Annotated in this window: 8 protein-coding genes; 3 read left to right on the plus strand and 5 right to left on the minus strand. The window is 37.8% G+C overall.

Translation table 11 applies throughout. The features are described 5' to 3' along the window. Positions 1-12: 12 nt before the first annotated feature. Positions 13-2,664, minus strand: coding sequence for an eIF2A-related protein (locus tag J1G40_RS07950; RefSeq protein ID WP_265242085.1), 2,652 nt, complete (start codon positions 2,662-2,664; stop codon positions 13-15). Positions 2,665-3,122: 458 nt separating this feature from the next. On the opposite strand from J1G40_RS07950, the gene J1G40_RS07955 reads away from it, so the two are divergent. Then, entirely contained in the window at positions 3,123-3,854 is a 732-nt protein-coding gene (locus tag J1G40_RS07955; RefSeq protein WP_265242086.1) for a hypothetical protein, read from the plus strand. 158 nt (positions 3,855-4,012) lie between these two features. Here J1G40_RS07955 and J1G40_RS07960 read toward each other — a convergent pair whose 3' ends face one another. Both J1G40_RS07960 and J1G40_RS07965 read right to left on the minus strand, forming a co-directional pair. After that, a complete protein-coding gene (locus J1G40_RS07960; protein WP_265242087.1) occupies positions 4,013-5,329 on the minus strand; it encodes a Gfo/Idh/MocA family protein in 1,317 nt (438 codons plus the stop codon). 89 nt (positions 5,330-5,418) lie between these two features. Next, positions 5,419-6,282 carry a DUF6090 family protein gene (locus tag J1G40_RS07965; RefSeq protein ID WP_265242088.1) on the minus strand — a complete coding sequence of 288 codons (864 nt, stop codon included), beginning with the start codon at positions 6,280-6,282 and terminating at the stop codon, positions 5,419-5,421. A gap of 267 nt (positions 6,283-6,549) precedes the next feature. Between J1G40_RS07965 and J1G40_RS07970 the strand changes: the two genes are divergently transcribed. Then, the gene (locus tag J1G40_RS07970) at positions 6,550-9,087 is read left to right on the plus strand and encodes a hypothetical protein (protein WP_265242089.1); all 2,538 of its coding nucleotides are present in this window, start codon (positions 6,550-6,552) and stop codon (positions 9,085-9,087) included. A gap of 32 nt (positions 9,088-9,119) precedes the next feature. Here the strand turns inward: J1G40_RS07970 and J1G40_RS07975 are convergent, their stop codons facing one another. Beyond that, positions 9,120-9,617, minus strand: a complete 498-nt coding sequence (locus J1G40_RS07975; RefSeq protein ID WP_265242090.1) for a DKNYY domain-containing protein — start codon at positions 9,615-9,617, stop codon at positions 9,120-9,122. A gap of 340 nt (positions 9,618-9,957) precedes the next feature. Here J1G40_RS07975 and J1G40_RS07980 point away from each other — a divergent pair, with 340 nt between their 5' ends. Then, a complete protein-coding gene (locus tag J1G40_RS07980) occupies positions 9,958-10,941 on the plus strand; it encodes a hypothetical protein (RefSeq protein WP_265242091.1) in 984 nt (327 codons plus the stop codon). An 82-nt stretch (positions 10,942-11,023) separates the two neighbouring features. Here J1G40_RS07980 and J1G40_RS07985 read toward each other — a convergent pair whose 3' ends face one another. Further along, the gene (locus J1G40_RS07985) at positions 11,024-12,061 is read right to left on the minus strand and encodes a LacI family DNA-binding transcriptional regulator (protein ID WP_265242092.1); all 1,038 of its coding nucleotides are present in this window, start codon (positions 12,059-12,061) and stop codon (positions 11,024-11,026) included. Between the last annotated feature and the right edge of the window lie 27 nt (positions 12,062-12,088).

The following is a 12,088-nucleotide window of genomic DNA, read 5'->3' on the forward strand; positions in this document are numbered from 1 at the left end:
AATTAGTCAACACTAATTATTTTTTATCTTATACTTCAGTTTCTGAGCGCTGGACAAGGGCGCAATCTTGTTATTTTTTAGAAAATCTTCCATAGGCTTGACTACCTGGTATAAACGGGCAGTTCCCTTTCCAGTGTTTCCATCTCCAGAGCCACTAATAATTGTTCCGTTAGTAGAGAATGCCACAGCAAATATTGCTTCGTTATGACCCATAAATTCTTGTAATATATTTCCATTCAAATCCCGTAATCGCGTATAGGATAATGAGCCAATTAATATTGAATTTCCATTTGGTGAAAAAGCTAAAGAAGTAACTGGATCATTAGAATTAATTATTTCACGCACATCATCAGTATTCAAATCCCATAAATTCACAATCCCATCGTATGAACATGTTAGAATTGAATTACCATCTGGGGAAAATATAGCGAATTCAATCGGCATACTATGATAATGCGTAATCCCTTGTTTCAATTCTCCACCAATGTCCCATAAACGTACCGAAGTTTCAGAAACGGTTAATATCTTGTTTCCCTCAGTTGCAAAAGCTACTCCTCGGACTACACCCTCATGGTTTGCAAATTCTCGAATCAGTCCACCGTTCCAATCCCATAATCTAGCTGTTAGATCCGAATGACCAGTGAGAATGGTTTTTCGATCGGGTGAAAAAGCCATGGCAGAAATTGAATCTTTGGTAACTTTAAATTCTTTTATAACATCTCCATTTAAATCCCATATTTTGGCCGTATTATCCAAGGAGCCCGTTATAATATTTTTGCCATCTTGTGAAAAAGCTGCTGAAATCACCCAACCATTATGACCCTCATATTTTTGAAGTAAATTGCCTTCTAAATCCCATAAACGAGCAGTGCGGTCTCTTGACCCAGTTAGAATAGTCGCTCCATCTCGTGAAAAGGCTAAAGAAGAGATAAAATCATTGTGACCAGAAAACTCCTGAAGTAAATCTTTTTTCAATTCCCATAAGCGCGAAGTCATGTCGTGAGACCCGGTAAGAATGAAATTTCCAATGGGAGCAAAAGCGACGGATGAAATTGGAGCTGTATGCCCCTTAAACTCTTGTAGTAGTTCACCTTTCAAATTCCACAAACGTGCTGTCCTATCTATTGAACCCGTAAGAATACTGTCTCCTTCCCTTGAAAAGGTTACTGAAGTGACATTGTCCGTGTGTCCTTCAAATTTACGTATCAAATTGCCATTTAAATCCCATAAGCTGGCTATTTTCTCAGAAGAACCTACTAATATTTTTTTTCCATCTGGTGAAAAAGATACATCCCAAATCGCATTGGAATGACTTCCAATTTTTCGCATCCATTGTCCATTTAATTCCCACAAGTAGACTTCATTGAACAATGTTCCAATTAATATTTTATCCCCCTCTGGTGAAAAAGCAACTGACATAATTTGCCCAGAATGACTAATATAAAACGGTAATAAATTTTCTAGAGACGAAGATGGCCAAATTTCATTTCCATTCAAATCCCACAATCTTGCTGTAGCATCGTCAGATCCGGTTAGTATTTTAGTCCCATCTGGTGAAAATACTGCCGAACGTACAGCGGCAGAATGCCCTACAAATTCTTGAATGGATTCTCCATTTAATTTCCACAATCTTGCTGTGCTGTCCTGGGAAGCTGTAAGAATCTTGTCTCCTTGTGATGAGAAAGCCACGGAAGATATTGGACCGGTATGCCCTTTAAAAATTTGAATCAATTTTCCGTTTAAATCCCATAAATGAGCATCATTTTCCAATGATCCCGTTAAGATGTTTTGGCCATCTGGCGAAAAGGCTACCGACTGAATAAAATTTGTTTCTTTTGAGACAATGTTATAAAAATTATTTTCCCGATATATTTTAAGGGCGTCTCTATAAGGATCGTCTGAATTATTTATTTTCATTGCATTTTCTGCTAATCTCAAGGCCAGCGTTGGATCCTCATACTTTTGCCTGTTGACTTCTGAATTGAGATAATTAGCTTCGGCCTCTTTGCGATTACTCTCTGCACGTTTATAAAATATAAACGTAGCGATTAGGAGAAAGCAAAGTGAAATAAAGATGGTATTTCTAAGAACCATCATTTTGCGATGTGTTGTAACTTCTTCACTTGCCAAGTCATTAGGTGTCTTATTGTGTAGTTTAGCCGCTACCTTTAGTACCTCCTTATTAAAAATGGGATTATTTAAAGATAAGTCTTCTTCTGTTTTGGATTGGCGGAGGTCAATATAAAATGGTTCTAATTTAAACTTATCATCAAGTACTGGAGGTAGTGAATTATTATCTGGATTTTGATAACAATTATTTGCGTTATCCCAAATCATTTCGCCTTCAGTCAATGCTATTAAAATAGTTTTGACAGCTTTATCTTTAGGTTTATGTTCTAGCCAGTATTCAACTTCTTTATTTACCCATTCTGACTTTTCCGACTGAGGTGATGCTAAAAGTATAAGGTATTCAGACTGGTCTAACGCCTTGGTAATGTTGTCCCAGAGATGAGGAGAAGCTGAAAGACTGGATTCATCTCTAAAAATTTCAAGGTTTCGCTTTTTGTACCAGGGTTTGGCAAACTTTTGCAATGCAGTCTGTAGCGCTGGCGCAAACTTATTATCCGCTTCGTGAGAGTATGAAATGAAAGCATTGTACTTCATAATAAATCATGTCGACCTTTGATATGTCTCTTATAGTCCGTACATCAATTTACTGATATTATTTCACATGATGAATGTCTCGTTTATTATTAGAAACAATAGTCGATTATAAAAAGTATTATTTTCAACTTGGATTGAGAGTTAATGATTATTTAAAAGAGAAAGTGAAATCGCCAAAGGCATAGTTTCTTGTATACTCAGGAGTCAACTTCATCCAATCTGTACTTTGTTCGCATCATGTTTAATTTATTTTTGATTTCGTTCTAACGGAGACTCAGCGACGAAGGAGCTAATTCTTGTACGCTGGGTTTTTCACTAAATACCCAATTAGTAGCTGCCACTGAATTTAATTAAGAGGATTTTTCCTATATTCCAAAAGCAAGCCTAAAGGTTAGAATTGATCTTTTTACACTTGAATCAGATTTTTATTTCTAATCACAATTTAATATTCTTTACCAATGAGTGGATTAGCGAAAAGTTTTCAAAAGGCAATTAAAAGAGAATTAGGAACCAATGCGGCCTGGTTACCTGTTTCCAATACATTGAAAATAGGGGATTACGGATTTTTTGAAGACGGGGTTTTCAGATCTATAGGGAATATCACGGACAAATATCCCGGTATTGAGCTTAAGATTGCTATTGGATCTCCCACCAAAATCAATTTCACTTCAGAGGGGACAAAAACCTTTAAACTAGACGCCGGTGGTAATACTACCAATTCCTTTGAGGCCTTAGGGGAAGCAAATGCGTCGCTTAAATTTGCTTTTAACAAAAGTGATTCTGTGGTTGTCAAAGCCAGTGAAGTTGGGGTAGATCAACTCCAGAATATAGAAAGTGTAGCTAATGTGCTGGCATCAAAATCTGACTGGAAAAACAAATTCAAGGTGGTCTCTGCGGCTTATACGGCAAAAAACTGCCTTATTGTCTGCGCAAGGGAAGCCGGAACAGAGTTTGCCATAAATGCCAATGCTAATATTTTAAAGGAAATTGACGCAGGTAAAGTCAACGGTTCAATTGAAACAACCTCCTCTAACAACAGTACCTTTGAATCAATCGGCGAAACCGGGGTGATTGCCATCAGACTTTTTAAGCTGAATATCTTCAATCAGTTACGCATGCGCGGCCCTGCCTCCACAGCCAGTGTGGAAATTCAGGAAATCTTCGATATGGATCCAGAAGATGATTTTTAAAAAACAAGAAGATTAGAGCATTGAAATTTAAAGGTAAAATTTAGCTGATGTAAGTCGCTCGTTTTTTTGTCAAAAAAGCGAAACGCAACCTGAGGCAATGCTATTTCTGGGAATCCTCCCGGCAATATCCGGGAAAAATCCCATTCTCCATAAAACACCTAACCCTCCCACAATTGCCAGGGTGCTCTGTATTCTGGTTTTATGTAGGCATTGGCTTCAGGGTCGTTTGATATTATTCCCTTTACATCATCCCAATTCAGCTTTTTCGCCGTTCGGTAGGCGATATTCCCTAAATGGGCCACCAGAGCAGCATTTCTTCCCATTTCAATGGTACAATTGGGATCCTTCCGATTCTTGATACATTCCAGGAAATTCTTGGTGTGGGCATCCAGGCCGCTGGCCCTGCTCTTTCGAGGGGGTAACACTTCGGTGAGGTATTTACCATCATGTTGCAATGGTAACACTTTCCAGCTGGCCCTGTTGATGGCTAAAATGCCATTCTCACCAATAAAAGCCACTCCGGGCTCCCCAGATTCTTCTAAGTATGGGGAGGTACCCATGCCCATAAATTGTTCCCAAATAAAGCTGAAATCCCCAAAATCATAGACCGTAGTTAAGGTATCCGGTGTCTCCGCTGCATTGTTTGGAAAAGCAATTTTGCCGCCAATGGCTACTACAGATTTAGGCGCAGTGGCATTCATGCCAAGTAAAACCATATCCAGCATATGCACGCCCCAGTCGGTCATTAGACCCCCTGCATAATCCCAGAAATACCTAAAAGTACCATGAAACCTATTTTTATTAAAAGGTCTTTTTGGTGCCGGCCCCAGCCATCTGTCGTAATCCACTCCCTGGGGAGCTTCGGCATCGGCCACCACATCAAAACCGCGACCGTAATTTACATTGGCCCAGGCTTTCACCTGCCGTATCTTACCCAGGGCACCGGAATCTAAATATTCAAAGGCCGCATGCCAGTGGGGGTCGCTTCTTTGCCATTGCCCTACCTGCACTACCCTCTTGTACTTGCGTACTGCTTTTACCATTAAATCTGCCTCGTGAATACTATTGGCTATTGGTTTCTCTACATATACATCTTTCCCTGCGGCACAGGCCTCTATCATCTGAATACAGTGCCAATGATCCGGAGTACCTATAAAGACGGCATCCAAATCTTTAATTTTTAAAAATTTGCGATGGTCATTAAACGTTTTGGGCCGTTGACCAGATTTAGATTCTATTTCCTTTGCACGTTTTTCTAACAAATCGCTGTCCACATCACAAAGTGCAATGCATGCTGTTCCCTTGTTTTTAAGAAAAGAACTAAGGTTGGCCCACCCCATTCCTCTTACTCCAATAAGACCTACATTGACAATATCCTTATCTTTTATTGAATTCTGAGCCGAAACCTGACTCAGAGGAACGGCTGTGGCAAGGGAGGCGGCACTTACATTTTTAATGAATTTTCTTCTGCTCATCTGAACAATTTTGTTTTTTAAATTACGGTTTTTCGAACAATTATCATGGGATCTTGATAAAAACAAAAAGCTACTGTTTAAGGCGGCTGCTATTTCAGTATTTCATTTTCAAGGATGGCCTTTATCTGCTTTGTATTCTTGTGCAATTCTATACACCTGCTCAATAAATCAGTATTAATAGTTCTGATGCCAATCACCACATTTAGATACACCCGATCCCTAAGAAGGCCTTCATAATCTGATGGCTCAACATTCTTCTTAAACTCATCAAATCTTGGTTCATTTAATAAAAAATTGGATAAGGTTAAATAAGACCGGATTGAGGGCCTTTGCGTATTAATAACATATTCAACCAGGTCGCCCTCCAACTCTTTGAAGTCTCTTATTTTTGAAGGATAAGAGGTAAGCAGCTTTTTAAGGGAATCATTGGTAATTAGCTCCAATTGGGTTCCCAGCACAGAAGTTAAGGCGCCGTCAATAACTTTGGTCTTAATAAAACCTGTACTTATTACATCGTTCTTCATAGCATCGGTTAATCCCTTGTCTATCTGCCCGGCATGTTCTAAAACCATATTATATCTTTCAATTAATATGGGAATATCTACCAGGGATTTCTCCAGAGATTCCAGATTGGCATCAAAATCTTCCGCCAGACTAACAAGTATTTGGTTTTCGCTTTTCCTGGCTTTCCTGGCCTCATTCCAGTTGTTAATCTGTAAAGCAATTAATATCCCAATCACCACCAGCAGTATCTCCCCAATAGCATACCTTATATATTTTACAGGTTTGTTATCGTCTAAGAGTTGCCTGCGGATTTTTCTAAAGAAGTTGATCATGGAAAGGAAGTGGCTGGTTATACCATTAAATATAGGAATTATTAAAGGACTCCATGTAATATGTTTTTCTTTATCAACATGTTCTAGTGTGAACTCACGGCCCTCGGAGCTGGACAAATCTCGCTAAAGCTATTTGCTTCTTATTCCTTTTTGTTTCCCCAGGGCCGACAAACATAAGTAAAGTATACGTTTTTTGAGGAGCCAGCTGCAGAGCTGGCCAGCCGCATCATCTCGCCCAAAATTTAAATGCTAACTGTTATTTCTGGTAATCCTTCGAAAAGAGTTGAGTAAAAAGATTTTTCATTACATTTATTTAAAAGATTCTGGCGGAGCACCCCACGCATACCTGAATTATTTCACCTACCAACGACCAAATACTCAGTTATGAAAAAATATTTCCTGCTAATATTATCTGTCCTTCTAATCTGCAGCGCAAAAGCACAACCCAAAAAAGACAATCTGGCTGTTAAATTAGATACCCTAACTCTAGATAAAAAGTTTTATTTCGAAATCAGTGAAATTATAAAACTACGAAATCAACTTAGTGCCATTCCATTTGCTAAAATAGATTGCAATTGCGAACAAGTTGATTTCCCCAACCTGGAATTACACCACGCCTACTTATACAATTTTCAGGAGGATCTGGTTCAATATGAAAGCCTTTTAATGAAGGCCATTGATCTGTCTAAATCAAATTGGAATCAAAACCTCAAGCAAACTATAGCAAATGAAGACTTAAAAAATAGAATACAAAACAGATTAATAATTAAAGATGGTATTGCTCAATTCTCTTCCATAATCCTGGATGTTGCATCTATGAAGACATTCGCAGAGTCTTTTAAAGGGCCTATACCCCCAAATTTCATCAACAGGCTGCATTCACTTATAAATGTGATGGATGCAATGCTAAATATGCTGAATATAACTGTTAAAGTTATATTACAAGATGGTGGAACCGATGCTATTACTGAAGCTACTGGAGATGAAAATTGGTCTAACTTCTATTCAGCAATGAAAGCAGCTATTGATGCCTTGGAGCAAAAGATTTTAGCTCATAAAGAAATTGTACGGGCAGCACAAGCAGGGCAATTTGTGGATATAAGTCAGTATAAGATTAATTTATTAGGTGCAATCGCTTCGGTATTGCATATATGGGCCAGTAATGAACGCCAAAGAATGAAGAAAGCCATTAGCGATTTAGATGAAGCCCTTATTGCAAATCAAAGTATAATTAATCAGGATTACCAGCGATATATTTTGAAACGCAGATTATACGATCAAATAATCTTATTAAAAACAGAAATACAAAGACATATTACAAATTCATCTACTTTTTGTGAGGCAATTATGGTCAAACGGTATAGAGAACCCAGAGAAGATATTATAGATGAAGCACGCACATTTGGGTTAGGATTAAATTACTATAAGAATTTAATCACCCAAGAAGATTATATCCAAAAATTAACCGACTCTAAAGTTCCATCTGTAGATTGTAATGCAAGATTATATAATATTGCTATCCATGATGGTGTTGGCAAAAGATATCCGGCTGAGATTCAAATAAAAGACAACCCATTAAATAGACCCAAAAAAGTCTTATACGAAGGCAAGGCTGATGACAATTTAGCAATTAAACTATTTCCAGGTTATTATGATGTAGATATAATTGAAGATGAAACAACAGATAAAGTTTTTATTTCAAATACCACCAAAATTTTTGGAGTAAATGGAAATGAAAAAACACATAGGATAGACCCAATTTCCAAAGAGAAAATTGGTTTAGTTGTTGTTGAGCCATTTGGTAGAGTTCAGTTAGAGGTAGTTGATAGCAATGGAGATCCGCATGATTTTGGATATAACTTTGATTTGATAACAGTTGAACAGAATATGACAATAGCAACTTCTCTGGTAAATGGCAGGAGGTTAAACATGATAGAATTGGATTTGCCCGCTAATAAAAGGCTCGATTTATCATTGGATTATGGCCTAAGAGGTAAAAATGATAAAGGTATTACTATATCTAAAACCCAAATCAATAAATTACGCTATGTGTATGATAATGATAATTTTACCAAAGATGAGGAGAATTCTTTTAAAAAAGAGAATCTACCTTCCATAGAAGCAACTGACGAAATTAACCTGCCTATCCCGGGAATATGGAGAGGAAGTTGGGGGGAAATGAATTTGCTTGCCAATGATGGCGAGCGCAATTCTTATGGCGGGTCCTACCCAAGTAGGTTTTCTAAGAATAAAAGGGGATATTTTAAATTATATCATAAAGACAAAAGATGGCAAGGTGAATGGGGTGAGAAAGCATTAGATCGAAAAGGGAATTTGCATAATATTGAAGTGTCAAGAAATCGCAAACATATTTCTGGCTTATACAGCGTAAATCGGGATGGAGGAAAAGGATTTAAGGAGAATGTTATTTTCAGATGGCATTTGAGTGGAGAACAACCAACCAAGACATTAGTAATAGAGGATATTGCTGACAATAAAAAGACCAATACTGTAACCAATTCATCAAAGGTAGTTAAGATCCCGAATGGTTGGGTGGAAGGTGTATTATATAACTCTAATGACGGATCTTGTGATGACAAAGGAAGATCTCTGGTCTTCATGCACCATAAAAATGACATCCTTAACTTAAGTACGGGCATAATTAGTGAAAATGTAATAGTCGCTCCCGGTGAAAAACTAGAAGTTGCCGTACCCGCAGGAAGTGTTTGGTTAAGGGCTTTTCGCACTGCAGGAGATTCAAATGCTAAGGAATCAGGTACAGGTGTTGCTTTCGCAAGAATGGAAGCGTCAAATGGATGGTGGTTTGGAACTGGTTGTGGTGATGGTAGCCGGTTTCCAACTAATTGTTATGATGGGAATAGTAATGACGGAAATAATGAATCTTGTGAAACAACTTATTGACTAAGATAGTATTAGACAATAAGATATTTATGCTATAAATCTCTCAGCTGTTCTATTATGCCCATTATTTCAGGAGTATTTAGCTGATCCTCAGTAATTAATTCATTCCAAAAATAATACCCATTTTTGTCTTTGGCATAGCAACCAATTCCTTTAATTGTTATAAAAGTGTCATAATCTACACCATCCAATATTCTAGCCCTTCCATCATAGATGTTGTTTTTGTCTTTTGCATAGCAATCACCTAGTACCTCAAATGAAGTTGCATCAGCCGCTTCTAGTATCCAAAAGTTACCTCCATCCGCCATTGTGAAATGGGTGTAAATATGATGTTTGTCTTTGTAAAATGTACTGCCTAGATATTTGAAAGTTGTGGTATCTATGCTTGCATTAAGTGTCTTCCCATCGCAGCAAAGCTCCGTGATAAATCTGTTACTCAGGTTCCCCTGTACATCTTTTGTTTCTGTTTTGAAAGCAAGAGTTCCATTTTCGGAAAGCCAAAGACCACAATCTAATTTTTTCCAATTCAAGACCCCTAAACTGTCTGGTGACCCATTATGAATTACGGTAGATTCAATAATTCTATTCTTGCACCCACAGCTCGTTTGGCCGACTAAAATGACTGTGCCTACTGCAATCAGAAGATGCTTTATTTTAAATAACATGGTGAGATAGAGAAAACATAAATTATGCCAAAGTGAATATTTCAAATAATTGAAAACAATGTATTTTAAGATATTATTAATTAAATTGAATGTATTCTAATGGTATTCCCACCCACAATTGAATTGCTTAAATAATTATTCACCTAATATTTCGGTTATGAAAAAATACGCTCTGATCTTTATTCTCTTTTTTACAACAGCTTTTGTGTCTGCCCAGTTCACCAAGACAATCACTTTAAAAAATGGAGGCACCGAGATAATTACAAAAACTACGGATCAAAGACTCAGAACGGTTTACACTTGTGAGTACGCTGATAAGTATGGTAGGTTAATAGGGAAAAGAATCTTTCGAAAAGACCTTCTAAACAATTGGGAACATGATGAAATAATAAAAAGTTCAAAAAACAAGACAGAGTTTATAATGTTCGAGAAATTTCATATAAATGAGAAAGGAGAGATTACCAGCTGGAAAAAATATGATCGAAACGGAAAACTCTACCTAACTTATAATCGCAACTCAAAAGGTGTTCTCGTAGGTAAAAATGTAAATCCAAATATTCCAGTAGATGATGAGCATAATTATTACGGTCCCGGCGAAATCAATGATAAAATCGACACTGCATTTAGGAGGGCTATGCACAAATGGTTTGAAAATCTTAGAAAGGATATTGATCCACCAGCATTCCCAGATAGGAACGATATTCGTAAAAAGGAACAAGCAAAAAAAGAAAAGGCTGCAAAAACAGGTAAAAATGGTGAAAGTAATTCATCTAAGGGAATGAAAATGGCTCAAGGCTGGGTTGAAGGCACACTTCACAATTCTAATAATTCAGGGGATTCAAACTGTGATTATAAAGACAAATATTTAATATTTATGAACCAGGGGGGTGAATTTATTAATTTGAGCAATGGAAAAACCAGTGAATCAGTAATTGTTGCTCCTGGTGAAAAATTAAACGTAGCAACCTCCTCAGATGGAGCTTTTATTAGAGTTTTTACGGCCAATTCGACAACTAATGCCAAAGCGAGAGGTCAGGGCATTTCATTCAGTAAAATAGATGTATTGTATGATGGCTGGTGGTATACCGCCGGATGCTGGGATGGAAATGGCGATGCAACCAGATGTGATAATGGAAAGGGACAAAAACCGGGTGGTGGTAATTGTAAAACTTTGGGGCAGGGGTATTAGCCCAGCAATTGAGCAACTATTTATCTAACCATATACCATGTAAAATTTTGTTTAAGTAAGTACAGGGTATTTATGAATGCCTTTAAAATTGCGGAGCATTTTCCTTTACTATGATTTCCACAGGGATTTGCAGATTGAGAGCAGATGCATCCTCTTTGGTCAGAAAATTAAACAAGCCCTTTATAGCAGCATAGCCCTGATAATCTGGCTTTTGATTAATCAGAAAATCAATCTCATCCCGCTGCAAACACATTAAATTTCTCTCATTTAAATCAAAACCAACAACAAAGGCATTGCGCACATCATGGCTCATAAGCAACCGCGGAATCAGGTGCGCTCTGGAATTGGTCACAAATATCCCTTTGGGGGCATCTTTCTTTAATTTTTCTATCATTTCCCCCACAAACACAGGGGCAACATCCACCGCGTGTTGAATAGATTGAATACTTACCTTTTGGTTGATCGATTTAAAAAATGCCCTGAATCCATCTTCCCTTTGCTGTCCGCTGGCATGCACCCCTTTGTCATTGATAATGTTTACGATAAAATAATCGCCTTCGCTACCCACCAGTCCATGCAGCAATCTTCCGGCTACCCTACCTGCATTATGCGAATTTTGACGGATGAAATTTGCAGGGCCGTCCAGGGCAATTTCCGTATCCAAAAAAACAACCGGGATGTCTTTGGCTTTAGCCAGTTGCTGTAATTCATTACTCTCCTTCTTAAAAAAGGGGACAGTTACCAGAGCGTCATAATCCTCAGCGAAAATTTCATGACCCCTGGCAGCAAAAGAAGTGGAATTTAAAAAAGAATAAAAGTCGACCTCTACACCCATTTCACTGAGCTCTTCAACGGCCTTTAATATGCCTTCTTTTGGAAGTCTCCAATAGTTCCATTGCTGTGTATTATTCTCCCTGGGAATTAAAACCGCCATCCGTATTTTTTTAACCGAGGCCAACTTAAGCCGGCTTGCCGAAGTATTCTTAACATAGCCGGTCTCCTCAATAATTTTAAGGACCCTTTTTTCGGTTTCCTTGGCTACCCCGGATCTTTTATGCAATACCCTGTCTACGGTACCAATAGATACATTTGCCAATTTTGCTATTCGTTTAATTCCCATATCTGAATTAAAAATCTAACTATTTAG

The sequence above is a fragment of the Muriicola sp. Z0-33 genome (assembly GCF_026126425.1).
Taxonomy (GTDB): Bacteria; Bacteroidota; Bacteroidia; order Flavobacteriales; family Flavobacteriaceae; genus JAFMPW01.